Source organism: Rhizomicrobium palustre (assembly GCF_011761565.1).
Taxonomy (GTDB): Bacteria; Pseudomonadota; Alphaproteobacteria; order Micropepsales; family Micropepsaceae; genus Rhizomicrobium; species Rhizomicrobium palustre.
In genome coordinates, this window is the sequence record NZ_JAASRM010000001.1 from 1,845,091 (window position 1) to 1,871,555 (window position 26,465).

Annotated in this window: 15 protein-coding genes; 12 read left to right on the top strand and 3 right to left on the bottom strand. The window is 58.5% G+C overall.

What is annotated here, in order from left to right; genetic code table 11:
• The first annotated feature begins 25 nt into the window (after positions 1-25).
• On the top strand, positions 26-1,192 hold the full coding sequence (locus FHS83_RS08450; protein WP_167082549.1) for an efflux RND transporter periplasmic adaptor subunit: 1,167 nt from the start codon (positions 26-28) through the stop codon (positions 1,190-1,192).
• A 25-nt stretch (positions 1,193-1,217) separates the two neighbouring features.
• Positions 1,218-4,397, top strand: coding sequence for an efflux RND transporter permease subunit (locus tag FHS83_RS08455; RefSeq protein ID WP_167082550.1), 3,180 nt, complete (start codon positions 1,218-1,220; stop codon positions 4,395-4,397).
• Positions 4,398-4,476: 79 nt separating this feature from the next.
• On the opposite strand, the gene FHS83_RS08460 is transcribed toward FHS83_RS08455, so the two are convergent.
• Positions 4,477-4,725 (bottom strand): helix-turn-helix domain-containing protein, encoded by a 249-nt coding sequence (locus tag FHS83_RS08460; protein ID WP_167082551.1) that lies wholly within the window; start codon positions 4,723-4,725, stop codon positions 4,477-4,479.
• Between the two features lie 281 nt (positions 4,726-5,006).
• On the opposite strand from FHS83_RS08460, the gene FHS83_RS08465 reads away from it, so the two are divergent.
• A complete protein-coding gene (locus tag FHS83_RS08465) occupies positions 5,007-6,347 on the top strand; it encodes a GntP family permease (protein WP_167082552.1) in 1,341 nt (446 codons plus the stop codon).
• A gap of 14 nt (positions 6,348-6,361) precedes the next feature.
• Entirely contained in the window at positions 6,362-7,033 is a 672-nt protein-coding gene (locus FHS83_RS08470; protein WP_167082553.1) for a FadR/GntR family transcriptional regulator, read from the top strand.
• 1 nt (position 7,034) lies between these two features.
• Here FHS83_RS08470 and FHS83_RS08475 read toward each other — a convergent pair whose 3' ends face one another.
• On the bottom strand, positions 7,035-7,637 hold the full coding sequence (locus tag FHS83_RS08475) for a gluconokinase (RefSeq protein ID WP_208414319.1): 603 nt from the start codon (positions 7,635-7,637) through the stop codon (positions 7,035-7,037).
• Between the two features lie 160 nt (positions 7,638-7,797).
• Here FHS83_RS08475 and FHS83_RS08480 point away from each other — a divergent pair, with 160 nt between their 5' ends.
• The 7 genes from FHS83_RS08480 to FHS83_RS08510 all read left to right on the top strand — a co-directional run bounded on the left by FHS83_RS08480 (position 7,798) and on the right by FHS83_RS08510 (position 23,214).
• On the top strand, positions 7,798-10,740 hold the full coding sequence (locus FHS83_RS08480) for a TonB-dependent receptor plug domain-containing protein (RefSeq protein WP_167082554.1): 2,943 nt from the start codon (positions 7,798-7,800) through the stop codon (positions 10,738-10,740).
• Between the two features lie 8 nt (positions 10,741-10,748).
• Positions 10,749-13,796: a glycosyl hydrolase family 28-related protein gene (locus FHS83_RS08485; RefSeq protein WP_167082555.1), complete on the top strand. Its 3,048-nt coding sequence runs from the start codon at positions 10,749-10,751 to the stop codon at positions 13,794-13,796.
• 419 nt (positions 13,797-14,215) lie between these two features.
• Positions 14,216-17,107, top strand: coding sequence for a TonB-dependent receptor (locus FHS83_RS08490; RefSeq protein WP_167082556.1), 2,892 nt, complete (start codon positions 14,216-14,218; stop codon positions 17,105-17,107).
• A gap of 88 nt (positions 17,108-17,195) precedes the next feature.
• The gene (locus tag FHS83_RS08495; RefSeq protein WP_167082557.1) at positions 17,196-19,025 is read left to right on the top strand and encodes an alpha-amylase family glycosyl hydrolase; all 1,830 of its coding nucleotides are present in this window, start codon (positions 17,196-17,198) and stop codon (positions 19,023-19,025) included.
• Positions 19,025-19,690, top strand: a complete 666-nt coding sequence (gene pgmB / locus FHS83_RS08500; protein ID WP_167082558.1) for a beta-phosphoglucomutase — start codon at positions 19,025-19,027, stop codon at positions 19,688-19,690. The genes FHS83_RS08495 and pgmB overlap by 1 nt, the downstream gene beginning before the upstream one ends.
• Positions 19,687-22,011: a family 65 glycosyl hydrolase domain-containing protein gene (locus FHS83_RS08505; RefSeq protein ID WP_167082559.1), complete on the top strand. Its 2,325-nt coding sequence runs from the start codon at positions 19,687-19,689 to the stop codon at positions 22,009-22,011. Before pgmB ends, FHS83_RS08505 begins: the two co-directional genes overlap by 4 nt.
• A gap of 135 nt (positions 22,012-22,146) precedes the next feature.
• The gene (locus FHS83_RS08510) at positions 22,147-23,214 is read left to right on the top strand and encodes a LacI family DNA-binding transcriptional regulator (protein WP_167082560.1); all 1,068 of its coding nucleotides are present in this window, start codon (positions 22,147-22,149) and stop codon (positions 23,212-23,214) included.
• Here the strand turns inward: FHS83_RS08510 and FHS83_RS08515 are convergent.
• Positions 23,211-24,704 carry an MFS transporter gene (locus tag FHS83_RS08515; protein ID WP_167082561.1) on the bottom strand — a complete coding sequence of 498 codons (1,494 nt, stop codon included), beginning with the start codon at positions 24,702-24,704 and terminating at the stop codon, positions 23,211-23,213. The genes FHS83_RS08510 and FHS83_RS08515 overlap by 4 nt on opposite strands.
• Before the next feature lie 221 nt (positions 24,705-24,925).
• Between FHS83_RS08515 and FHS83_RS08520 the strand changes: the two genes are divergently transcribed.
• Complete coding sequence (locus FHS83_RS08520) at positions 24,926-26,449, top strand: UxaA family hydrolase (RefSeq protein ID WP_167082562.1); 1,524 nt, start codon at positions 24,926-24,928, stop codon at positions 26,447-26,449.
• Positions 26,450-26,465 lie beyond the last annotated feature (16 nt).

Below are 26,465 nucleotides of genomic sequence, written 5' to 3' on the forward strand. Positions count from 1 at the left end.
CACTACAAAATAGTGGAGCGGCACCATGGTTTCAAGTTTCGTACGTAAACACCCCAGAATTCTCCTTGCCGGCGTATTGGCTGTGCTGGTCGCCACCCCGGTAGTGATGACCTATCGCGCGTCGGCCGGCCCGGCCCAGGCCGCGGCGCAAGCCATTCCGGTCGGTACGCGCACCATTGCGCCCCGCCAAGTCCAGCTTTGGGCTGAGTTTTCCGGCAGGTTGACGGCCGTCGACGCGGCGGAGATTCGCCCGGAAGTGGCAGGCCGTATCACCGAAATCCGCTTCAAGGATGGCCAGAAGGTAAACGCCGGTGATGTGCTCCTCGTCATCGATCCGCGCCCCTTCGAAGCGGCCCGCGCCAAGGCTGAGGCTGATCTTGCCTCCGCGAAGGCCAGCGCCGCCTATGCCCGCACCGATCTGCAGCGCGCGGAAGGTTTGATCAAAGCCAACGCTATCGCGCGCAGCCAATATGATCAGCGGGTCAGTGCGGATCGCGTGGCCGAGGCAAGCGTGGCCGTTGCTCAGGCTGCGCTACGCCAGGCGCAGATCGATGTCGACCACGCCTATGTCAAAGCGCCGATTTCTGGCCGCATCAGCCGTCCAGAGTTGACACTGGGCAATCTAGTGCAGGCCGCGCCCAACGCGCCGCTTTTGGCGACGATTGTTTCGGATAATGGCATCTATGCCGATTTTGATGTCGATGAGCACACCTATGTCGATACCGTGCGCGCGGAAGCCGACAGCCACGAGGCCGAGCAGCATCTGCCAGTTGCCATGACTGTGCAGGGCACCAACAGCGGCGGCGCCTATCACGGCACGATCTATAGCTTCGACAACAAGATCGATAGCGCATCAGGCACGATCCGCGCCCGCGCCAAGTTCGATAATAAAGACGGCAGTCTCGTGCCCGGCATGTTCGTCTCTGTGCGGCTTGGCTCTGGTTCCACGCGTGCTGCACTTCTGGTGCCCGAACGCGCGGTGCAGTCCGACCTCAACAAGAAGTTCGTCTATGTGGTTGGCCGTGGCGACAAGGCTGAAATGCGCGAGGTTAAGCTTGGTGCCAGTGTGGAAGGTGAGCGCATCGTGCTCTCCGGCCTCAAGACTGGCGATCGTGTGATTGTGGATGGTGTGCAGCATGTCGCCCAAGGCGCACCCGTGATGATCGAGAAGAAGCTCGCTCTGGCGCGCTGATCTAAAAAGATTTGGAGAACCGGCGATGAATCTGTCGCGCTTTTTTGTAGACCGGCCGATTTTCGCCGGTGTGATTTCGGCCATCATTTTTCTGGCTGGGTTGATCGCTCTTTTCCAACTGCCGATTTCGGAATATCCCGAAGTCGTGCCGCCCTCGGTGGTGGTGAAGGCGCAGTTTCCCGGCGCCAATCCGAAAGTCATCGCCGAGACGGTTGCCACGCCCTTGGAAGAACAGATCCAGGGCGTGGAGAACATGCTCTATATGTCGAGCCAGGCTGCCTCTGATGGCACGCTCACCCTGACGGTGGTGTTCAAGCTCGGCACGGATGCCAATCTCGCCCAGCAGCTTGTGCAAAACCGCGTCAACCAAGCATTACCGCGCTTGCCGGAAGTGACGCGTAGCCTAGGCGTGACCACAGTGAAAAGCTCGCCTGACCTGACCATGGTCGTGCATCTGGTCTCGCCCAATAACCGGTACGACATGTTGTACCTGCGCAATTACGCGGTGCTGAATGTCAAAGATCAGCTCGCCAAGATTGAAGGCGTGGGTTCGGTGCAGCTCTTCGGCTCGGGCGATTACGCCATGCGCCTTTGGCTCAACCCGGAAAAGCTCGCGGCCCGTAATCTCACCGCCAATGATCTGGTGCAGGCTGTTCGCCGTCAGAACGTTCAGGTCGCCGCGGGCGTGATCAATGGCCCGCCTTATAGCGCCAAAGGCGAATTGCAGCTTCCCATCAATGCGCAAGGTCGTCTGACCGATCCAGAGCAGTTCAATGAGATCATCATCAAGCAGGAAAACGGTGTCGTCACCCGGCTGAAGGATGTCGCGCGAGTGGAGATCGATGCCTCTCAATATGGGCTTCGTTCGCTCTTGGATAACCAGCAGGCGGTCGCGATCCCGATTTTCCAGGCGCCTGGTTCAAACGCCATCGCGATCTCAGATCAGGTGCGCGCCACGATGAAGGGGCTCTCGGCGAATTTTCCGCCGGGGCTGGAATACCGCATCGTCTATGATCCGACCGTGTTCGTGCGCGGCTCTATCGAGGCGGTGGTGCATACCCTGCTCGAAGCCGTGGCATTGGTCGTGCTGGTCGTGGTGCTGTTCCTGCAGACCTGGCGTGCCTCCATCATTCCGCTTCTTGCCGTTCCGGTTTCGATCATCGGCACCTTCGCGGCCATGTATATCTTCGGCTTTTCCATCAATGCGCTATCGCTGTTCGGGCTTGTGCTCGCCATCGGTATCGTGGTGGACGACGCCATCGTGGTGGTCGAAAATGTTCAGCGCGGTATCGAGGAAGGTTTGTCGCCCCGCGATGCCACCTTGCGCGCCATGCGCGAGGTGACAGGGCCGATCATTGCCATCGCGCTGGTGCTGTGCGCGGTGTTCGTGCCGGTCGCCTTCATCTCGGGCCTGACGGGCGAATTCTATCGTCAGTTTGCGCTTACCATTGCCTTCTCAACCATCATCTCCGCCTTCAATTCGCTCACCCTTTCGCCCGCGCTGGCGGCCCTGCTGTTGAAATCCCCCCGCGCGCCCAAGGACGGGTTAACCCGTGTGATGGATCGCTGGTTCGGCGGTGTGTTTTCCCGCTTCAATCGATTCTTCCTCAGCTCCTCCGAGCGCTATGCCTCAGGCACGCGCAAGCTGGTGCACCACAAGACGCGGGCACTGCTGGTCTATGGCGTTCTTCTCGCGCTGACCTATGTCGGCTTCAATCTGGTGCCGCCGGGCTTTGTGCCGCTGCAGGATAAGCAATATCTCGTTAGCTTCGCGCAGTTGCCACAAGGCGCCACGCTGGATCGTACCGAAAAGGTCATCCGCGAGATGTCGGAAATCGCCTTGAAGCAGCCCGGCGTTGATCACGCCGTGTCGTTCCCGGGCCTTTCGATCAACGGTTTTATCAATAGTCCTTCCGCTGGCATTGTCTTTGTTACGCTGAAACCCTTCGAGGAACGCAAATCCGCGGAGCTCTCCGGCATGGCGATCTCTCAGGCTCTGCAGAAGAAGTATATGGCGATCAAGGATGCTAATATCGCCATCTTCCCGCCGCCGCCTGTGCAGGGGCTCGGCACTATTGGCGGCTTCAAGCTGCAAGTCGAAGACCGCAACGACGCTGGCTACGAAGCGCTCAACGACGCCATGGTGGCGGTGCAGATGAAGGCACGCCAGGCACCGGAGTTGGCGGGCGCCTTCTCCAACTACTCCATCGGTGTGCCGCAGTTGAATGCCGACCTCGACCGCACGCGCGCCATGCAGCTCGGTGTGGATGTGCAGGATGTCTTCGACACCATGCAGATCTATCTTGGCTCGATCTACGTCAACGATTTTAACAAATTCGGTCGCACCTATCAGGTGATCGCGCAGGCCGACACCCAGTTCAGGTCCAACCCGCACGACATCTTAAATCTGAAAACCCGCAATGCCGCAGGCGAGATGGTGCCGCTTGGCTCTGTACTTCGCCTCACCGAAACCATCGGGCCGGATAGTGCGACCCGCTATAACGGCTTCCGCTCGGCGGATTTGAACGGTGCTCCGGCGCCGGGCTATTCCTCCGGCCAAGCCCAGGCAGCCATTACCAAGATTCTGGAAGAGACCTTGCCCAAGGGCATGCGCTTCGAATGGACAGAGCTCACCTATCAGCAGATCCTGGCAGGCAACACGGCGCTGCTTGTCTTCCCACTCTGCGTGCTCCTGGTCTTTCTGGTGCTGGCGGCACAGTATGAAAGCCTGGTGCTGCCGCTGGCCATCATCCTGATCGTGCCGTTATGCTTGTTCTCGGCCATCTTCGGTGTCTGGATGACGGGCGGTGACAACAACGTCTTCACCCAGATCGGCCTCTTCGTGCTGATAGGCCTTGCTTCGAAGAATGCGATTCTGATCGTGGAATTTGCCCGCGAGCTGGAGATGCATGGCCGCTCGACTATAGCGGCGGCGATCGAGGCTGCGCGGCTGCGGCTTCGTCCCATCCTGATGACGTCCTTCGCGTTCATCATGGGTGTGGTGCCGCTGGTGCTCTCGAGTGGCGCGGGCGCCGAGATGCGCCACGCCATGGGTGTCGCCGTGTTCTTTGGCATGCTCGGGGTGACCTTCTTCGGTCTCTTCCTGACACCTGTATTTTATGTGCTGCTGCGGCTCCTGGAGCAGCGCATTACCTCTAAAACGCCGCGCCAGATCCCGGACGGGGCGGTTTCTCCAGCCGAATAGGCACCATCCCTGAAAACGAAAGGGGCGGCATCGCGTTGGCAATGCCGCCCTTTTTTTTATGCGTTACGCCGGATGGCTTCTATCGTGCTGCGGCAGTCTTCATCGCATGGGCGGCGAGGGCCACCTGAGTCCGGTTGCGCACATTCAGTTTGCGCATCAGCACGGTCATATGGGCCTTTACCGTCGTTTCGGCGATGCCAAGATCAAAAGCGATTTGCTTGTTCAACAGCCCGGACTGTACCCGGTCGAGAATTTTCATCTGCATGGGCGTAAGCGCAATAGAGGGTTCCGGACAGATGCCGACGCTCCCCTCGCGGATATTTTGCATTTCCACGGACTTCTCCCTGTCGCGGGCATTTGAGTGCCCAATAGTTGAGGCGCTTTCTTGGTGAAGCTCTGTTCGGATCATAGGCAAATTTGTTGGACAACTTCAAGCAAATGTGTTGCTCAAAAGACCAATTGTGGCTGAATGTTGCAAACACCCCCTATAATCTGTCATACAGCAGCACAAGCAGTGGCTGTAGCTCGGCAGAGAGACCGGGTAACTGTCGGGAGGGGCGAGGATGACCAAGCGTTACGCTCGAGTTTTCTGTCCGAAGCGGCTGTTTCATGCTCACGGCTGACGTGCAACTCGCGCTAGCAGCAGTTTTCGGAGTGGCTCTGGCGATTCTGATGATCGTGCGCGGGCGCTTTCATCCTTTTGTGGCGTTGCTCTGTGGCGCGTTCGTCATTGGGCCTCTCAGCGGGCTTTCGCTGATCGATACCGAAAAGGCGATTCAAAAAGGCGCCGGCGATGTTCTCGGAAGCATCGGCTTGGTAGTGGCGTTGGGCCTTGCTTTGGGCACCATGCTGCAGATTTCCGGTGGCGCATCCGCTCTGGCGCGCTGGATGATTGGCCGGCCCGAAGCGCGCCGGGCGCCATGGATGAGCTTGGCGGTTGCGCTGATTATCGGTTTGCCGTTGTTCTTCGAGACCGGGCTTGTACTGCTGTTGCCGATTATCGCGGGCGCTGTCGCGGCATTGCCCCAAGGCGAAAAGCGCGATTACCTGCTTTTGACCATAACGCTTTCCGCGCTCACCGGGCTTTCGGTCACGCATGCTTTGATTGTGCCCCATCCCGGCCCGCTTCTTGCGGTGGCCACACTGCACGCGGATGTGGGGCGCACCATGCTCCTTGGCATGCTCGTTGCGCTGCCTACCGCGATACTCGCAGGCCCCTTGCTTTCGCTCTTCACCGCGAAAGGTCTGCGTCTCTCCATGCCGACGCTGGTCGCCCAAGCAGAAACTATCGCCGCGCCGCCAACCATTCGTGCGCTGATTGTTGTGCTGCTGCCGGTTGTTTTGATCGCGAGCGGGCAGCTTCACGCCATTTTTCCGAAGAGCGCCTTCGCGGCTTGGGTCTCGGCGGCGTCCAATCCGGTGTTCGCGCTGCTGCTCGCCTGTCTTGTCGCCCTGCCACTTCTCTTCGGGCGGCAGTTGCGCAAGGCCCAGCTACATGAGCTGATCTGGTCTGAAACCATGAAGCCGGTGGGGACCATCCTGCTCTCGATCGCGGCGGGTGGCGCGTTGAAACAGGTGCTGGTGAGCGCCGGCATGTCCGATGTGCTGGCCCGCTTGGCCGCCCAGGGATCGCTTTCGCCCATCATCTTGGCGTGGGCTATCGCGGTAGCCATTCGCTTGGCTACAGGCTCGGCGACGGTGGCCACCATCACCGCAGCGGGTGTTATGCCGGGCGTCGTGGTCTCAACGGGCGTGTCGCCAGAATGGGTGGTGCTCGCCATCGGTTCCGGCTCGGTGTTTTTCTCTCATGTCAACGATCCTGGCTTCTGGCTGGTGAAGAGTTATCTTGGCACTTCCACGCCAGCGACCTTTCGAACTTGGTCTGTGCTTGAAACGGTGATCTCGCTATGCGGACTAGCTTTGGTACTGGTGTTCAGCCGGCTCATCTGAATCGGGGACTTGCAATGAGCGGAAGACGCCTTGCAGATCAGGCCTATTCAGGGATTGTCGAGTACATCACCTCGCAGAAAATGTCGGTGGGTGATCGCTTGCCTGCTGAAACACAGCTGGCGGAAATGTTCGGAATCTCGCGCACCATCGTGCGGGAGGCGCTGGTGCGCCTGGCTTCCGACGGCATTACCGAAGCTCGTCGTGGCTCGGGTTCTTTTGTCAAGAATAAGCCCTCTGACCGGCTGATCGCCTATACAGGTAATCTCTCGGCGGCCTTGGGTACCTATGAAGTGCGCTTCGTCCTCGAAACCGAAGCCGCGCGTCTCGCCGCCATGCGCCGCTCCGAACATGACATGATGAATATCGAAGAAAGTATGGGGCGCTTGCGGCATGCGCTGATGACCAACGCTCCCGCCCATCATGAGGATATGGAGTTACACCGCCAGATTGCGCTTGCTACCGCCAATCCCACCTTCATGATTGCGCTCGATGCACTGCGCGAGCAGGTGGATAAGATCATGCAAGCCGGTGTCGATATTTCCCGCTCCCGTTCCCCTGACATTATCGGCGCGATGCTGCGCGAGCACGAGGCTATTGTCGACGCTATCCGGGTGCGCGATGCCGATAGTGCCGCGCTTGCCATGCGCTGGCATCTGGCAGAAGGGCGAAAAAGGCTGATGCCGTAGATTATTTGGTGCCGTTTGGCGGAAGGGCTTGGATCCAGGCGATGATGTCCTGGCAAATTGCCTCGGGTGGCTTCTGGCCATCCAGGGTGAGAACGCCTTCCTCCGGTGCCGGGCGCTCGAGAGTGTCAAGCTGGCTGCCCAGAAGGCTTGCCGGCATATAGTGGCTTTTGCGTTCAGAGAGCCGGCGCAGCAATTCCTCGCGTGAGCTATCCAGCAGAACAAAGCATACGGGCGACGTAATCGCGTGGCGCAGCCGATCGCGATAGGCGTGTTTTAAGGCTGAGCAAGACGCAACGCCAATACCATGCTCGGCAATGGTGCTATTTACCGCCTCACCAATCCTGTCCAGCCATGGCCAGCGGTCGTCATCATTCAAGGCAATGCCTGCCGCCATTTTCGCAATGGATGCAGGCGCGTGATAGAGATCGCCTTCGATCTGCGGGCAACCAATAAGCTCCGCCAAGGCCTTGCTAACAGTCGTTTTCCCGCTGCCGCTGACACCGATGACAAAGATCGCGAACGGCCGCGCGACAGCCGGAATGTTACCCATACGGTTTGCCGACTCCATGTTTTGCGCGGTGTTGTGCTGTTCGATTGTGTGCATCGCAAATGAATTTGAAACTACGACTTAGGTCGTGGATGTCACGCGGGGCATCCCCGGTATCATACCGCAATGCTGAAGCCCGAATGGGTCTGCTGGCGCATTGAGCGGTGTGCCCACCAAAGAGGGCGATACATCAGGACTACGCGGGGAGTGTAAAGCCATGAAACATTGCGATCAAGCAACCCAAAAATGGAAACGGGATGCGATTTTCCGCGCCTGTCTGGCATCGGCGAGCTATGTGGCAATACTCGCGGCGGTCCCAGCCGCGGCACAATCGGCAGGCGGTGCTGACACACTTGAAACCATCGTCGTTACCGGAACGCGTATTCAGGCGAGCGGATTCACCGCGCCAACGCCGACTCAAGTGATCGGAACAGAGCAGATCGAGAAGAATGCTCAGCCCAACATCTTCACCACGATCGCTCAATTGCCATCGCTGCAGGGCTCGTCTGGTACAGCGGTCAATACCTTCTCCACGTCCTCCGGGCAGCAGGGACTTAGCTCCTTTTCATTACGCGGCCTGACGCCTATCCGCACCTTGACCCTTCTTGACGGTCAGCGTGTGGTGGGCGCAAACGTCACCGGCGTGCCCGACATCAGCTTGTTTCCACAGCTTTTGGTGCAGCGTGTCGATGTCGTGACGGGCGGTGCCTCAGCGTCTTACGGCTCGGACGCGGTGGGCGGCGTGGTCAACTTCATCACCGATAAGCGTTTCACGGGCATCAAAGCTAATGTTCAAGGCGGCATCACCACCTATGGTGACAACGCGCAATATCTCTTGCAGGCGGCGGTTGGACATAATTTCCTCAATGACCGGCTGCATGTCCAAGTTTCGGGCGAATATGATCATGAAGACGGCATTCCGCCGGGCGGCTTTGGCGAAAATGCTCCGAATGGGCGGAGCTGGTATCACGCCACCACACTGGTCAACACGGGCATCACCAATAACGGTTCTCCGCAATATCTCTTGCGCGATCACGCGCAAGCCACCGGCTATTCGAAATACGGTCTGATCTCCGCCGGGCCTCTGCAGGGCACAGCTTTTGATGCCAACGGCCAGCCCTTCTCATTTCTCTACGGCTCCAATGGCGTGCCCGCCAAGGATGCCAGCGGCAATGTCACTGGCTGCTATATCGGTTTTTGTCTCGGTGGGGATCGCTCCGGCGCTGTCGGTATCGGGGCATCGCTTCAGTCAGGCATCAAGCGCCTCGATGGCTACACGCGTATCGGATTCGATCTCGATTCCAACAACGAGATTTACGCTACCTTCAATATGGCCCGGGTTACCTCCAACAATCAGCCCAATCCCGGTGCCCAGAAATCGGGCCTGACGATGTCCTGTTCGAACCCCTATGTTCCGACGTTGATTCAGCAGGCCTGCACCGCCAACAACATCACGAGCTTCAAATACGGCACCGACAACGCCATGTTGCCGAACATCCATGTCAACACATCACGCCGTCAAATGCGCGCGGTGTTCGGTGCGGATGGCAAGCTCTCTCTGGGTGATACGTCCTGGCGCTATGACGCCTATTACGAGCATGGCGAGGAAATCACGGATATTCGCGTCCGCAACATCCTGCTGACAAATCGCTATAACGCGGCGATCAATGCCACTCTGCTGAATGGTCAGATCGTTTGCGCCGATGCGACCGCGCGCGCCAATGGCTGTCAGCCGCTCAACATTTTCGGCGGCCTGGCGCCAAGCCCCTCTGCGCTTTCCTATATCGTTCCGGATAAAGGACCTTTCCAGCACACCCATCAGCAGCAGGATGTGGTGAGCCTGAACCTCAACGGCGAGCCTTTCGCCTTATGGGCAGGGGATGTTTCGGTGGCGTTTGGCGGTGAATACCGGCGTGAGAATTATCGCGTCAACGCCGATCCCTATGGCGCGGGCATCACGGCGACCAACACCTATAACAGCACCTATCCCGCAGATCCCGTTTTGGCGACCGCTGGCAGCAACTGGTTTGCGGGCAATTACCACGACGGCACCGGCACATATGATGTGAAGGAAGCCTATCTCGAAATCAACGCCCCCTTCCTCAACTCGCCGCAATTTGGCAAAGCCAGTCTCAACGTGGCGGGCCGCTGGACCGATTACTCCACCTCCGGCACGGTCTACACCTGGAAGATTGGTGGTACCTGGGATACGCCGCTGGAAGCGGTGCGCCTGCGCGCGGTAATGTCGAACGACGTGCGCGCGCCCAACCTGTCGGAGCTCTTCGCCGCGCCCACAACGACGACGGTGCCGAGCTTCACCAATCCCTTCAACAAGACCTCGGTCACTATTCTGCAGAACACGATCGGCAATTCGGCTCTGAAGCCTGAAATCGCCCGTAATATCGAGGCAGGTATCGTTCTGTCGCAACCGAGCTGGCTGCCAGGCTTCTCCGCTTCCTTTGATTACTACCGCATCAAGCTGACCAAGGGTATTTCGAGCCTCACCGCGGATCAGATCGTTAATTTCTGTTTCAACGGTATCAATCAGACCTGCGGCGCATTCAATTTCAATCCGGCCTCCGGCCTTCCTTTTGTGAATGTGCAGCAGTTCAATCTGGCATCGATCTTCACCGAGGGCTTCGACTTGGAGGGCAGTTACCAGTTCGATCTGCCCGATATGGTGCCTGGCCACTTCACTCTGCGCGGGCTCGCGACGAACATCGGCACCTTCCTCACCGATCCTGGCATTCCGGGCACCATTCCGCAGCAAACCGCGGGCACCAACTCTGGCGCAACCCCGCATTGGAAATTCCTGATGACCCAAAGCTGGGATAACGGCGTCTTCAGCTTCAATCTGCAGGAACGCTGGTTTACCGATGGCGTAATCGACCGCAAATATGTGGTCTGCCAGACGGGCTGTCCGGTTTCGACAGGTAATAACCCGACACTCGATAACAATTTCATGAGCGGGGCGTTCTATCTCGATGTCGGTGGTACCTACAGCTTCACCGATTCCATGACGGCCTACTTCAAGATCGACAATTTGTTCGATCGTGATCCGACGCCGTCACCACAGACCAATACCGGCCTCGATACCAATCCAGCGCTTTATGACATTGCCGGCCGGACGTTCCGGGTCGGCGTGCGGTTCAGCATGTAAGTGGGGGAATGACGGTGTTGCGCGCGATACTTCTTGGCTGTGTCCTGGCTCTTGGTTTGGTTCAAACCGCACAGGCGCAAGCATCCCCGTCATCCACCTCCGTTTTTCAATCGGCGCCGCCTGAACCTGGCGCCATCACCGTGACCGGGAAGGGTGATGGGCAAGCCGACGATACGGCCGCGCTCCAAGCGGCCATAGATAAAGCAGCCGACGGCGGCGGTATCGTCTTTCTCCCCCCTGGGCGATACCGCATCAGCCGCACGATCCTTGTATGGCCGGGCGTCAGGATCTATGGCGTCGGCGCGTCGCGCCCGGTCCTTTTTTTAGGGCCTAATACGCCGGGTTTTCAGCGCGGCGTGGCCAACATGGTCGTCTTCACCGGTGCCAAGCGCGGCGCCATAGAGCATGTGCCCTTTCCGCCGCCCAGCGTCGTGCCGTTTGATCCAAAGGTGGCGGATGCTAATTCCTCCACTTTCTATTCCGCCATCAGCAATGTGGATGTGGAGATCGGAGAGGGCAATCCTGCCGCGGCCGGAGTGCGCTTGCGCATCGCGCAGCACGCGTTTCTTACCCATATGGATTTTCATCTCGGCTCCGGCTTCGCGGGCATATATCAAGCGGGAAATCTGGTCCGCGATGTGCGCTTCTTCGGTGGCCGCTATGGCATTGTCAGCGAGAAAACCTCACCAGCGTGGCAGTTCACCATTCTGGATTCGGTTTTCGAAGGCCAGAAGAACGCCGCGATCCGCGAGCATGAGCTAAGCCTGACGCTCGTCAATGTCACCATGCGCAATACGCCCGTCGGCATCGAGATTGATCCCGGCTATAGCGACCGCTTATGGGGCAAGGATGTCCGCTTCGAAGGCGTACGCCAAAGCGCAGTTCTTATCTCGGAAGAGAAGAACGTCCAGACACAGATTGGTTTTGAAAATGCGTTGGCCGCCGATACGCCAGTCTTCGCGCGCTTCCGGGAGAGCGGCAAAAGCGTAGCGGGCAAGGGGCGCTATTACCGCGTCACAGATTTCAGCCATGGGCTTGCGGTGCCCGGTCTTGGCCAGATGGGCAAGATCAACACCAAAGCTGATATCACTGGGCTCGATAGTCTACCGCCGCCGCGCGCCGATGCGGTGCGTGCCCTGCCGCCAGTATCTGAATGGGTCAGTGTGAAAAGCCTGGGCGCCAAGGGCGATGGGCAGGCCGACGATACCGCTGCGCTGCAGAAGGCTGTCGATAGTCATCGCGTGGTCTTTCTACCGATGGGCAATTACAGTGTGAACACCACTCTGCATTTGAAGTCCGATACGGTTTTGATCGGCCTGCATCCCAACCTCACTCAGATTTTTCTCCCCGAAGAGACGCCCGCCTATAAAGGCGTGGGCGGCCCCAAGGCGCTGATCCAATCGGCCGAGGGAGGTGACGCGATCGTCTCGGGCATCGGCATCTTCACCGGCGGCATCAACCCGCGAGCCACGGGGCTACTGTGGATGGCGGGCGAGCATTCGCTGGTCGACGATGTGAAATTTCAGCTCGCACTCAAAAACGAGTTCTTCAGCGGTGCGCGGCCCACGCCTTTCACCGCCGCCCAGACCGCCATGAATGTGCCTTATCAGATTTTCGGCACCAAGCCTGAGCCGCGCTGGGATGGTCAATATCCAAGCCTTTGGGTGACCAAGGGCGGAGGTGGCACTTTCGTTGGCTGCTGGACGCCGAACACGCTGGCGGGCGCAGGTTTCTATATCTCCGATACCTCCACGCCCGGTCATGCCTATGAAATGTCGGTAGAGCATCACGTCCGCAACGAGATCGTGCTGGAACGGGTTTCCAATTGGGAGTTTCTCGCGCCGCAGACCGAAGAGGAATATCGCGAAAGCGGCAATGCGGTGTCGCTCGAGATTCGCGATTCCCACGACATTCTGGTCGCGAATTATCACGCCTATCGTGTCACACGTACCCAGCTTCCCGCGCCCGCGGCGGTCCGGCTTTATAATGCGCGCAATATCCGCTTCCGGAATGTGCAGGTGAATGCCGAGAGTGGCTACACGAGCTGTGAGGGCACGGATTGCATTACCTATCTGCGCGCCAATAAGTACCCCTTCGAGAATGCGATTGAAGACACGACCTCTGGGCGGAAGCTGCGTGAACGGGAATTCGCCAGCCTCGACATAGGGGCGACGCCAACACCGGCTTCGACGTCTGGGCAAGAGGTGAAAAAGCTCGCTGATGGCTTCTTCGCACTCGGCGGCGGTGCGGTGGATGCTCAAGGCAACCTCTACTTCATCGACCGCAGCTTCCAGCGCATCTATAGCTGGTCGAGGGATCGCGGGCTCCAGATCGTGAACAGCCATCCTTTGGACGCAGTGAACCTTGCGGTGGATCGTTCGGGAAATCTCTTGGTGCTATCTTCAGCGGGCTATGCGGGGGCGGTGTTCTCGCTCGCCCCCAATGGAGAGAGCCTCGTGCCGCTCTCTTCCCAGGCCGTGAACGCTTCCGCCAAAGCGGCTTTCGCTCTGCCGACCAATTGGTGGGTGAATGGCGAGTTCAAGGATCAATATGTCCCCGCTAAGGACCATTTTGTCACCTTGGCTGAGATGTTCGCTAAAACGGTTTCGACGGCGCCTGGCAAAGCCTATGTATCACCCGACGGCAGCCTGATTTTGCCTGCCTATCGCACCGTGCATCAGGGACCGCCCGATAATCGCGGCTGGCGCTTCTCGCCGTCGCTTGACACCTATGGCTTCACCGTCGCCGAACCCGGGGCGCGCATATATATCAGTAATGAATCCGAGGCCCGGACCTACAGCGCGCGGGTGACGAAGAACGGCACGCTCGCTGATCTTAAGGTTTTCGCCGATCGTGGCGGAGAGAGCGTGGCGACCGATGCTTCGGGAAAGGTCTATCTCGCCAACGGACAGATCTTCGTGCATGGGCCTGAAGGTCAAGAACTTGGCCGGATTGATGTCCCTGAGCGCCCGATTCAGTTGGTGCGCGGCAAGGGGATGCTCTTTATCCTCACCCATCACAGCCTCTATGCGCTCGGCCTTCCTGGGGCAGAATAAAGGTCGGGTGGCGAATCTCCGTATTATCCCTTATGTGTTTGAAGCCTCAATCTGCGCAGCTCTGTGGAAGAGAGAATCATTTTCTACCAGAGCTTCGCGGATGATTGCGCTACCAATGTTATTGATCACCATAATACGCATACAGACGAAGCTGATAGCGCTTTCCCGATAATCTGATTCGTTGCGCAGTGAATCGCAGTCACGCTGAAGAATTGGAGGCGAAGCGGCAGCACGCGGTGGCGGCACTCTTGCAACAAGCATTCGTATTCAGAACACAATCTCGCCATGAATACGTATGCAACAGGTTGGCATATTTTCGCCACAGGGTAATCCTCCCCCCGAAACAAGTGGCCGGAATACCGGCTACGAAAAAGCCCCGGCGCATAGCGCTGCAGGGCATATATGGGGAGGCTTAGAGTATGACTTCACGCATTTCGCGCGCGCGGCCGGCATCAGTGCGCCATACCGTTCTGGCGTCTACCGCAACGAGCTTCGCCGTACTTGCCCTAGCGACGAGTGGTGCGTTTGCGCAGGAGCAAATGGAATCGGTTACGGTTACGGGTTTCCGTGCCAGCTTGGAAAACACCATCGTCCTTAAGAAAGAGTCGACCCAGATCGTTGAAGCGATTTCGGCCGAAGACATCGGCAAACTGCCGGATGCCTCGATCGGTGAAGCGATTTCCCGCCTGCCGGGCCTTGCCACCCAGCGCACCAACGGCCGCGCCTCGGACATCTCCATTCGCGGTACCTCGCCGGACTTCTCGACCACGCTTTTGAACGGCCGCGAGCAGGTCTCGACCAATGACAATCGCTCCGTTCAATTCGACCAGTACCCGGCCGAACTGATGAGCGGCGTTGTGATCTACAAGACCCCTTCGGCGGACCTCGTCGGCGCAGGTCTGTCGGGCACCATCGACATGCGCACTACCCGCCCGCTCGAATACGATCATCGAGTTATCTCGTTGAACGTTCGCGGCCAGACCAACTCGCTCGGCGAGCTGAACCCCAAGGAAGGCCAGTATGGCTGGCGTCTCGGCGGCACCTACATCGATCAATTTTCCGGCGGCAAGCTCGGCCTGGTGGTCGGTGTCTCGCTGATGGATGACCTCAATCCGTACCAGGAATACGCCTCCTGGGGGTATCCGAATGGCGGTTGGTGCCGTTCAGCCGCTCCGTGCCCCCCTGCAACTCCCGTTGTTCCGAGCAATGTCGTGGTCCCCGGCGGCGCGAAATTCAACTCGGTCGTGGACGGCCTCAAGCGCAATGCTGCCCTTGCCACCTTGCAATACCGCCCCAACGAGCATTTTGAATCCACGCTCGACTTCTTCGGTTCGACCTTCCGGGATGACTGGCGGGTGACCCGCGTCGAAGCGCCGATGTACAACTGGGGCAGTCAGGACCTTCTGCCGGGCTATACAGTCAACAATGGCTATGTCACCGGCGGCACTTTTACGCCGGGGGTGCATCAGATCGGTCGCGAAGAATCTGATCGCAAAGACAACGACCTTTGGGCGATCGGTTGGAAGAACACCTACACCAACGGTCCTTGGTCGGCGATGCTCGATGCCGGATATTCCAGTGTGCAGCGTCATTCGCGCCTGCTCGAAAACTATGCCGGGACGAGCTATGGCGGTGGCGGTGGCGCGGTCGATCCAATGCCGTTCACGCTGGACAGCAACATGGTCATGCATGTCGCCCCGAAGCTCGATTACGGCAACTACAGCAACATGCTGCTGGCCGATTCCGGGTGCTGGGGTAATGTCAATGGTCTAAATTGCGCTCAGCAGGGCTATCTCAAATACGACAAGGTCCATGACCACATGGCGACCTTGAAACTGGAGCTGCAGCGCGACCTGGGTGCTGGCTTCTTCAAGGGTGTCACCGCCGGTCTCTATTTCACCAATCGTACCAAGACAAAGTCGACCGACGAATACTTCCTGGTCGTCAAGTCGGTGTGGGCCGACGCCAACACCTATTACGCGGCGCATGGCAATAGCTATGCGGGTTACACCTTGCCGGTCGGCACGCCGATCCCGGATCAATACCGCACCGGTGTATCTTCGGGCCTGTCCTACTTCGGCATTCCCGGCTTCGCCTCCTGGAATGCAGACGCGGCCTTTGACGGCGGCTTCTATTCTGCCATTCATAACACGGGGCCCTGGGCCTATCAGAAGGGCTACGACGTCAACGAAGCGGTCTATACCGGCTATATCAAGACCGACATTGATACGCTCTTGGCCAATCACGCCCTTACCGGCAACATCGGCCTGCAGTTCGTTTATACCCATCAGACATCGGCTGGTTTCGGTGTCTCGTTCCCCAGCAACGCACCTCCAATTGTCATCCCGCTCACCGGCGGCTTGAACTACGGCCAGTTGTTGCCGAGCATGAACTTGTCATTCGAAATCAACGACTCCAGCAAGATCCGCCTCGGCGGGGCACGCGAACTGGTGCGCGCCCGCATGGACCAGATGGTCAACGTCAATTCCTATAGCTTCGGCACCTCCGGCTTCGACCCGGTGACGCTCGCGGATAGTTGCCCGGCCGCAAATTGGATGAACTGCAGTCATTGGAGCGGTGACGTAGGCAATCCCAAATTGAAGCCCTGGATCGCGGATGCGGTGGACCTCTCCTATGAATACTATCACGGCAAGGACACCTATCTGGCGATCGCGGGCTTCTACAAGAATCTCGAAAGCTACATCTACAAACAGACCACGCCGTTCGATTTTACCGGCTATCTCACTCCGACCGGGTACAAGCCGAACAGCTACATGGGTTATGTCTCACAAGATGTGAACGGTTCCGGTGGCAACATCGCAGGCATCGAGGTGAGCGGTGCGTTTTCAGGCAGCGCGCTCTCCGGCTGGCTTGAGGGTTTCGGCCTGACCGGCAACATCTCCTACACCGACTCGAGCATGAAGGGTGTCTCGAATTCGGGCACTGCTACGCCGCTGCCCGGCCTATCGAAACTCGTCTATAACGGCACGATGTACTACGACAACGAAGGCTTCTCGGCGCGCGTGAACTACAATTTCCGGTCACGTTACTACGCCCAGATCAAAGGCTTCGATAACACCTACACAAACAACGAGTTCAAGGCCCAGGCGTGGCTTGGGGCACAGATCGGCTACACCTTCCAGGAAGGCACTGCCAAAGGTCTGAACATCAGCTTGCAAGCCGACAACCTGCTGCACGCAAAGCAGATGATGTACCATTTCGATGCCGATCCGAATGATACGCGCAACAACCAAGATTGGTGGCGTTTCGGCACGACCTATCAAGTCAGTCTCTCTTATCGGTTCGAATAAGCTCAGCCTCCCTTGCCCTCGTCGGCCAAGTGGCCGGCGAGGGTCCTTACATCGTGCCCTATGCGTTTAGTTGGCCGGGAGATTTGATATGCGGAACCTTGCGCTCCTGGCGCTTGTTGCACTTGCTCTGACGTCGGTGTCGCCATCTGCTTTAGCCGCTTCGTCGCCTCAGAATTCGCGGCTCGAACGTCCTGCTGAAGACGAGTTCATCTATTTCCTTCTGCCCGACCGGTTCGAGAATGGCGACAAGACCAATGATCGTGGCGGTCTGAAAGGCGATCGGCTCATCACCGGTTACGATCCCACCTCCAAAGGGTTCTTCAACGGCGGGGATTTCAAGGGCGTGATCCAGCATCTGGATTACATCCAGTCACTTGGCGCGACGGCGGTTTGGCTCGCCCCCATTTTCAAGAACAAGGCGGTGCAGGGCGACAAGGGTAATGAATCCGCAGGCTATCACGGCTACTGGATCACCGATTTCGAACATGTCGACCCGCATTTCGGAACGGACGCGGATTTCAAGAAGCTGGTCGATGCGGTGCACGCGCGCGGCATGAAATTCTACATGGACATCGTTGTGAACCATACCGCCGATGTCATCAAATACGGCGAATGCCCCAAGCAGATGGACTGCCCCTATCGCTCGCCCGCAGACTATCCCTATTCACGACAGGGCGGGGTGAACGGCAAGCCGATCAATGACGGTTTCCTCGGCGATGCGGTGCAAAGCGAAGAGAATTTCGCCAAGCTGACCAATCCCAATTACGCCTATACGGTCTATCTGCCCAAAGGCGAGGAGCACGCGAAAAATCCGGAGTGGCTGAACGATCCGCTTCTCTATCACAATCGTGGCAACACCACTTTTGATGGCGAGAGCGCCACACGCGGGGATTTCGTCGGTCTCGATGATCTCATGACCGAAAATCCGCGTGTTGTGAAAGGCATGATCGATGTCTTCGGCGGCTGGATCGATCGCTATGGTGTGGATGGCTTCCGCATCGATACCGCCCGCTTCGTCAATCCTGAATTCATGCAGGCTTTTGTTCCGGCCATGCTGGCGCGGGCGAAAGTTAAAGGCATCACCCATTTCCATATTTTCGGGGAGAATATTTCAGGCCTCGATGGCGCGGACGCCATGCAGGCGCGTCATACCCGCATCGACAAACAACCGTCGGTTTTGGATTTCGCCTTTGCCATCACGGTGGGGCAGACGCTGGCGGGAAATACGGGAACCATTGCCTTCGCGCGGCTTTTTGAAAATGACGCCCTTTACGAAGGCGGTGCCGCCACGGCCCTCACGCTCCCTACATTCATCTCAAACCATGATGCAGGCCGCTTCGCCTGGTATGTCCGCACTGCTTTTCCCAAGGCGAGTGATGCGGAGGTGCTGCAGCGTGTAACCCTGGCGCATGCCATGCTGTTCACGTTGCGCGGCGTACCGACGGTCTATTACGGCGACGAACAAGGTTTTGCTGGAATCGGCAATGACCAGAGTGCGCGTCAAGACATGTTCGCGAGTAAGGTCCAGGAATACAATGAGACGCCGCTGGTCGGCACCAAAGCCACCACCGCGACGGCGAGTTTCGGTCAAACCCACCCCCTCTTTATCGCCATCAGGGAGCTCGCCGCCCTTCGCGCCGCCCATCCCGAGCTGCGCCGCGGCCACCAGGTCGTGCGCGCCTATTCCGAAAAGCCCGGCCTTTTGGCGGTCTCGCGCCGCGATCCCGCGACGGGGCACGAGATCCTGATCGCTTATAACACCTCCACAGAGCCGCTCGAGGCCCAGGTCGAAGTCGACTACGGGGTCAAGGGGTTTAAGGCCCTGCACGGTACATGCGCCCCATCTGTGAGCGCGCCTGGCAGCTATCATGTTTTGCTGAAGCCGCTCGATTTTGTCATCTGCTCGGCGGTGCCGTGATGAATCTGAAAGCGTGCCTGTTCGATCTCGACGGCGTAATCGTGGATACCGCGAAATATCACTACATCGCTTGGCGCCAAATCGCTGAGGAGCTCGGTTTCGAATTCACCGAACGTCATAACGAGCGGCTGAAAGGTGTGTCGCGGCAGCGTTCGCTGGAAATCCTGTTGGAAATCGGCGGTATCACGCTTCCGGCAGAGGAAATGGCCAAGCTCGCCGAGCGCAAGAACAATCTCTATCTCGAGCTCATCCGTCGGATGACTCCTGAGGAGATTCTTCCCGGCGCGCAGGAATTCCTGAAGGCCTGCTGGGCCGCCGGATATAAGACCGCGCTCGCCACGGCCAGCCGCAACGCCGCGCTGATCCTGGAGCTTCTGCAAATTGGATCGCTCTTCGATGTAGTGATGGACGGTAACAAGGTCAGCCGCACCAAGCCTGATCCAGAAGTTTTCCTGAACTGCGCCCGTGATTTGCGTGTCCCGCCGGCTGCGTGCGCCGTGTTCGAGGATGCCGAAGCGGGTATCGAAGCCGCGGTCTCGGCCAACATGCTCGCCATCGGTATTGGTGACCCCGCCATTCTGCATCACGCGGATCTGGTGGTGCCAGGTCTCGCATCTCTCTCCATTGAAATTTTGCGTCAAGCAGCCAACAAGAAAATCTCATGAGTAGCATCGTCAACGAGTGGTCGATCATCGAAGAAGGCTTCGATCCGGAGCGGCACGAAGCTTCTGAAAGCCTCTTCTCCATTGGCAACGGCCATATGGGGCAACGGGCGAATTTCGAGGAACGCTATAGCGGCCCCTCGCTGCAAGGCAGCTATATCGCGGGGATCTATTACCCAGATAAAACCCGAGTTGGCTGGTGGAAGAACGGCTACCCGGAATATTTTGCCAAGGTGCTGAACGCGCCCAATTGGATCGGGATTGATGTGGTAGTGAATGGCCACGCGCTTGATCTTGCCACGTGCAAGGTGGAAGACTTTCGTCGCGTGCTCGATATGAAACGCGGTGTTCTCACCCGCGACTTCATCGCGACCATGGCGGATGGTGCCCGCCTTAAAATAGAAGCCTTGCGCTTTGTCAGCATGGCGCGGCGAGAGGTTGGCGTGGTGCGATATCGCGCCACCGCTTTAAGTGATCTATCGCTGCATCTGCGCCCCTATCTCGATGGGGACGTCACCAATCGCGATTCCAACTATAATGAAAAGTTCTGGAACATCCAGGAAACCGGTGCGGAGGCTGGAAAAGCCTTTCTCGTAGCGCAAACTCGCAAGCTTGATTTCCGTGTTGGCTTCGCAATGGCGCTACAGATTACGGCAAAGGGTGAAATAGCTTCCAGCGCGGCGGCCGGTGCTACCATGGCCGATAATGTTTTTGTGCTGCATCTCAAGGCCGGAGAAAGCGTCGAACTCGTCAAATACGTTGGCGTGGTGACCTCCGAGGATCATCCGAAGAACACGCTGAGGGCCAAGGCTGAGAAGGCCGCGCAGGCCGCCATGGCTGCGGGTGTTTCAACGCTGTTCGCCGAGCACGAAGCTAAATGGGCCGATATCTGGAATCACAGCGATATCGTGGTGGAAGGCGATGCCGCGGCCCAGCAGGGTATCCGATTCAATATTTTCCACCTCAACCAGACTTATACGGGCGAGGATGAGCGCCTCAATATCGGTCCCAAGGGGTTCACGGGCGAGAAATACGGCGGCAGCACCTATTGGGATACGGAAGCCTTCTGCATTCCCTTCTATATCTGCGCTGCGCCTGCGCGTGTCACCCGCAACCTTCTCATCTATCGCTATAAGCATCTTGAGAAGGCGATCGAGAATGCGGCCAAGCTCGGTTTCAAGGATGGTGCGGCGCTCTATCCGATGGTCACCATGAATGGCGAGGAATGCCATAATGAGTGGGAAATCACCTTCGAGGAAATCCACCGTAATGGCGCCATCGCGTATGCCATTTTCAATTACATCCAGCATACCGGCGATGAGGCTTATCTCGCGGAATATGGGCTGGAGGTTTTGATCGGCATAGCCCGTTTTTGGGCGCAGCGGGCGACCTTCTCCAGCGACAAAGGAAAATACGTCATCCTGGGCGTCACGGGCCCAAACGAATACGAGAACAACGTCAACAACAACTGGTACACCAATACCATTGCAAGCTGGTGTCTGGATTACGCGCGCGAAGCGATCGGCATTGTAGGCCATATTGCGCCCGATCGTTTGGGTGAGATCATCACCAAGACCAAATTGGATCGCGCCCAAGAGCTTGCCCATTGGGAGGCGGTGGCTAAGGGCATGCATTATCCTGTCGATCCACGCAGCGGATTGTTCCTGCAGCAGGATGGCTATCTCGATAAGGAGCAGGTCACGGTCGCTGATCTTGATTCCCAGGAGCGGCCGATCAACCAGCATTGGAGCTGGGACCGGATTTTACGCTCCCCGTTCATAAAGCAGGCTGATCTTTTGATGGGCTTCTATCTCTTCGAAGACCGCTTTGATGCGGAAGCCCACCGCCGCCATTTCGATTATTATGAAGCCCGCACGGTGCATGAATCCTCGCTCTCGCCCTGCACCCATGCGGTCCTGGCGGCGCGCCTTGGCCTGATGGAAAAGGCCTATGCAATGTACTTGCGTACGGCGCGGCTTGATCTCGATGACTACAACCACGAGGTCGAGGAGGGGTTGCATATCACCTCCATGGCGGGGACTTGGCTCGCGATCGTGGAAGGTTTCGGCGGCAAGCGGATCAAGAACGGCAAGCTCAGTTTTGACCCCCAGATTCCGGCGGAGTGGCAAAAATATGCGTTCCGGCTGCTTTACCAGGACCAACCGGTGGAAGTCTCCGTCTCGCGGGATGGCGTCGAAGTACGTTATGGCGGGCCAAAACCGCTTACCGTCGCGATATGGGGAGCGGATCACGTGCTGACACCGGGGGAGCCTTTGCGCCTCTCTCATGCCGACAGCGCTGGTATGCCGCGTAAATTGGCATAACGGTGAAGTGCATACGAAAGCGCCTATGCGCCTGCGATTCATGTCGTTGCAAGAATGCAGCGCTCGCCGTCAACGCGGGCGTTCGCACAAGCACCTAGTTGCGCAGCCCCCACCAAATTGTGGCATACTCGTGGCATGAGGATTCCCCTGGGCGGCGGCACCGACGAAAAGCTGCGCGTACACGAAAGGCCGACGTCGTTTGACATCGCCTATCGGGCTGGCGTGTCACAATCGACGGTCTCACGCGCCCTGCGCGGCGATCCCAATGTGAATGAGGAGACCCGCCGCAAAATCGAGGCGATCGCCCGTGAGCTGAAATATAAGGTCGACAAGAACGCCTCCAATCTCCGGCGCCAGCGCTCGAACACCATCGCTGTCCTGTTTTTCGAGGACCCGAGCCCGGATCCCTCGCAGATAAACCCCTTTTTCCTCTCTATGCTGGGCTCGATTACACGGGCTTGCGCCAAGCGCAGCTACGATCTTCTGATTTCCTTCCAGAAATTCGCCCAGGATTGGAACGAGGATTACGAGGATAGCGGCAAAGCCGATGGGCTGATCCTCTTGGGCTATGGCGATTACGTCGATTACCGCCAGCACCTCGAGCAATTGGTGGAGCAGGGGACGCGGTTTGTGCGCTGGGGTGCGGTGGAGGAGGGCCAGCCCGGCGTCTCCATCGGGAGTGACAATTTCAACGGCGCGCGGATTGCTACCGAACATCTCATCGGTCTTGGACGTCGCGCCATCGCTTTCCTGGGGGATTCCTCCAACCACGCGCCGGAGTTTTCCGAGCGCCATCGCGGTTATAGCGCGGCAATGCAGGCCGATGGCTTACCGGAAAGTTTCCAGGCTGCTGGGGTGTCCTCCGAAGAAGCTGGCGCCGCCGCGGCTTTGGCGCTGATCGAATCCGGGGTACCCTTCGATGGCATTGTCGCCGCCTCCGATCTCATTGCGGCGGGTGCGCTCGCGGTCTTGCGTGACAAGGGTTTTGATGTGCCCCGCGATGTCTCGGTGATTGGCTATGATGACATCCCGGCCGCAAGCTTCGTCAATCCGGCGCTCACCACCGTGGCCCAGGACACTTGGCTTGCGGGTGAAAAGCTGGTCGAGACCCTGCTTAAGATGATGCAGGGCGAGGTGGCGGAAAGCGCCAAGCTTCCCGCCCGCCTGATCATCCGCCGCTCTTGCGGGGCCAAGAAAGTTTAGGCTTTTTTCTCCTTGGGCAGGCGCAGTACCAGCGCACCCGAAATCAAGAAACTCACCCCGCCCAGTGCCAGGGCGAAGACCGGCTTGCCCTCGAAGGCGATCTTCAAGATGAAGCCGAGTACACTCGCCGCCACAAGCTGTGGAATGACGATGAAGAAATTGAAGATGCCCATATAGACGCCCATGGTCTTGGCAGGCACGCTGTCGGAGACGATGGCGTAAGGCAGCGACAGGATCGAGGCCCAAGCAAAGCCGACCCCCAGCATGGAGGCAATCAGCCATACCGGGTCTTTGATCACCAGGAAGGACAGAAGCCCCAGTCCGCCAAGCCAGACATTGGCGAGGTGCGTCCATCTAAGGCCGATTTTCTTGGCAATCCCCGGCACGATGATGGAAGCGAGGGCGGCAAAGCCGTTATAAGCCGCGAAGAGAACGCCAACCCAATTGGCGCCCTCATTATAAGCGGCGGAAGAGGGGTCATGGGAGCCGAACCAGGTCTCGGCTACGGCGCTGGTGGTGTAAATCCACATCGAGAATAGCGCCAGCCAAGAGAAGAACTGCACCGGCGCCAGCTTTTTCATCGTATCTGGCATGGTCTCGATGTTCAGCATGATGGTGCCGAACAATCCGGATGGCTTGCCCTTCTTCTGTAGCAAAAGCGCAATGCCCCAGATCAGCACCATGGCGCAGATGAGATAAAGCTGCTTGTCGATTGCCGCACGATAGACCGCGAACAATCCTGCGATGCCAAACAAAACCCAGATCAGGCCACGCGCGCGATTGGGATGTGCTTCTGCGGCGAGTTCCGGCGCGTCGTCCTGAAAAGCTTCGAGCTCCTCGGGCGGATACTCCCTTGTTGAAAATACGGTCCACAGCACCGCCACAAACAGCACCAGCGCGCCCAGGAAGAAGGAGTAACGTACCGTATCGGGCACGATGCCGGCAGGCGCGGTATTGGAAATGCCAACCTTCTCGAAGGTCCAGGGCAGGGCGCTTGCCACCACCGCGCCGACGCCAATAAAAAAGCTCTGCATGGCATAGCCGGTCGGGCGCTGCGACAGATCTAGCTGGTCGCCGACGAACGCGCGGAAGGGCTGCATGGACGTGTTGATGGAGGCGTCCAGCACCCACAGCATCACTGCCGCCACCCACAAAGCAGGCGACATCGGCATGATCAAGAGCGCCGCCGAGGAGAGGAGCGCGCCCACCAGCAGATAGGGCCGACGGCGTCCGAGTCTGGTCCAGGTCCGATCCGACAAATAGCCGATCAGCGGCTGCACCAAGAGGCCGGTCAAAGGGGCCGCGATCCACAGCGCCGGAATTTCGTCGAGGCTTGCCCCCAGCGTCTGAAAGATGCGGCTGACATTGGCATTCTGCAGTCCAAGGCCGAATTGCAGCCCCAGAAAGCCGAAGCACATGTTCCAGATTGCGAAGAAGCTGACGGACGGCTTGCGCGAGGCCCTAAGGCTCGGCGGGGCGGTAACAGCCATGTGTGTGTTCTTTTGTGGTTTCTTCCCTGTGGCGCGATGATACGCCCAGGCCCCTGGCGGGCAACCTCATGCATACGTATGGCGTTGAGGATCGGGCGTTTTTCAGGCTCTCTATGCGGCCCGCCAGCCCGACCAAAGTATGGCCTGAGATTATTTTGACGCCCGCGCGTTCCCCATGCGAAATAAAGCTTGGTTCGCCCCCCGGCAGAAAGACGCCCCGCATGCCAGCTCCCAAGACCGATATCGCCGTTATCCGCCTCAATCCCAACGACAACGTCGTCGTGGCGGTGACCCAGCTTGCCGCTGGGACCTCCGTGGGCGCCGAAAACATCATCACGGCGGATGTCATCCCCTTCGGCCATAAGGTCGCAACCTCCGCCATCCGTGAGGGCGAGCCAGTGCGCAAATACGGCCAGGTGATCGGGGTGGCGAGCGCTGATATTGCCCCGGGCGCGCATGTTCATGTCCACAACCTCGCCTTTTCGGATTTGCGCGAGGCGGCCGGTGTCGCGCCTGCCTTTTTGCGCAACGACGCGGTGAAGACCTTTCAAGGGTTCAAGCGCGGCGATGGCCGTGTCGCCACCCGCAACTATGTCGGTATCCTAACATCCGTGAACTGCTCGGCCTCGGTCGCCAAATACATCGCCCAGGAAGTGGAGCGTAGCGGCCTCCTTGCCGATTACCCCAATGTCGATGGCATTGTGCCGATCGTGCATTCCGGCGGCTGTGGCATGGCGGGGCAGGGCGAAGGTTTTGATCTTCTCTCGCGCACCCTTTGGGGCACCGCCGCCAATCCCAACTTCGCCGCTGTCTTGCTCGTGGGCCTGGGCTGCGAAGTGCTCCAGCTGGCCAAGTTCAAGCAGATCTATGGACTTACAGAGTCTGAGCATTTTCAATCGTTTACCATCCAAGACACCGGTGGCACCAAACGCGCCATCGCCGAAGGGGTGGATAAGCTCAAGGCCATGCTGCCGCGCGCCAATCAGGCCCAGCGCACGCCCCAGCCCGCCAGCGAATTGGTGATCGGCCTGCAATGTGGTGCTTCTGACGGCTGGTCGGGCGTCACCGCCAATCCTGCGCTGGGCAATGCCTCGGACCGCATCATTTCCATGGGCGGCACGGTGCTGCTTTCGGAGACGCCGGAAATCTATGGCGCCGAGCATCTTCTCTATGCCCGCGCCGAGAGCCCCGAACTGGTCGAAAAGCTCCGTGCCCGGATCGAATGGTGGGAACGCTACACCGCGCTCCACGAAATGGAAATGAACAACAACCCCTCGCCGGGCAACAAGGCGGGCGGGCTTACCACCATTCTCGAGAAGTCTCTCGGTGCGGTGGCCAAGGCAGGCACCTCGCCGCTGGTGGATGTGATTGAATATGCCGAGCCGGTGAAAAAACACGGTCTCGTCTTCATGGATAGCCCCGGCTTTGATCCTTGCTCGGCCACCGGGCAGGTCGCCTCTGGCGCCACCATGATCGCCTTTACCACCGGTCGCGGCTCCGCCTATGGCTGCAAGCCCACCCCCTCGATCAAACTCGCCACCAACAGCGAGCTCTTCAAGAAAATGCCCGACGATATGGATGTCGATTGCGGCACCATCGCCCTGGGGCAAACGACCGTGGAGGAAAAGGGCGCCGAGATCGTCGACTATATGCTTTCGGTCGCTTCCGGTCAGAAGTCCAAAAGTGAAGAGCTGGGTTACGGCGATATGGAATTCGTCCCCTGGCATATCGGCGCCGTGATGTAACGCGGCCAAAACAACG

What these genes read in the sequence shown, in the direction of transcription:
- FHS83_RS08450 (WP_167082549.1), top strand. Translation starts at nt 26, where the DNA reads ATGGTTTCAAGTTTCGTACGTAAACACCCCAGAATTCTCCTTGCCGGC.
- FHS83_RS08455 (WP_167082550.1), top strand. Translation starts at nt 1,218, where the DNA reads ATGAATCTGTCGCGCTTTTTTGTAGACCGGCCGATTTTCGCCGGTGTG.
- FHS83_RS08460 (WP_167082551.1), bottom strand. Translation starts at nt 4,725, where the DNA reads ATGCAAAATATCCGCGAGGGGAGCGTCGGCATCTGTCCGGAACCCTCT.
- FHS83_RS08465 (WP_167082552.1), top strand. Translation starts at nt 5,007, where the DNA reads ATGCTCACGGCTGACGTGCAACTCGCGCTAGCAGCAGTTTTCGGAGTG.
- FHS83_RS08470 (WP_167082553.1), top strand. Translation starts at nt 6,362, where the DNA reads ATGAGCGGAAGACGCCTTGCAGATCAGGCCTATTCAGGGATTGTCGAG.
- FHS83_RS08475 (WP_208414319.1), bottom strand. Translation starts at nt 7,637, where the DNA reads ATGCACACAATCGAACAGCACAACACCGCGCAAAACATGGAGTCGGCA.
- FHS83_RS08480 (WP_167082554.1), top strand. Translation starts at nt 7,798, where the DNA reads ATGAAACATTGCGATCAAGCAACCCAAAAATGGAAACGGGATGCGATT.
- FHS83_RS08485 (WP_167082555.1), top strand. Translation starts at nt 10,749, where the DNA reads ATGACGGTGTTGCGCGCGATACTTCTTGGCTGTGTCCTGGCTCTTGGT.
- FHS83_RS08490 (WP_167082556.1), top strand. Translation starts at nt 14,216, where the DNA reads ATGACTTCACGCATTTCGCGCGCGCGGCCGGCATCAGTGCGCCATACC.
- FHS83_RS08495 (WP_167082557.1), top strand. Translation starts at nt 17,196, where the DNA reads ATGCGGAACCTTGCGCTCCTGGCGCTTGTTGCACTTGCTCTGACGTCG.
- pgmB (WP_167082558.1), top strand. Translation starts at nt 19,025, where the DNA reads ATGAATCTGAAAGCGTGCCTGTTCGATCTCGACGGCGTAATCGTGGAT.
- FHS83_RS08505 (WP_167082559.1), top strand. Translation starts at nt 19,687, where the DNA reads ATGAGTAGCATCGTCAACGAGTGGTCGATCATCGAAGAAGGCTTCGAT.
- FHS83_RS08510 (WP_167082560.1), top strand. Translation starts at nt 22,147, where the DNA reads ATGAGGATTCCCCTGGGCGGCGGCACCGACGAAAAGCTGCGCGTACAC.
- FHS83_RS08515 (WP_167082561.1), bottom strand. Translation starts at nt 24,704, where the DNA reads ATGGCTGTTACCGCCCCGCCGAGCCTTAGGGCCTCGCGCAAGCCGTCC.
- FHS83_RS08520 (WP_167082562.1), top strand. Translation starts at nt 24,926, where the DNA reads ATGCCAGCTCCCAAGACCGATATCGCCGTTATCCGCCTCAATCCCAAC.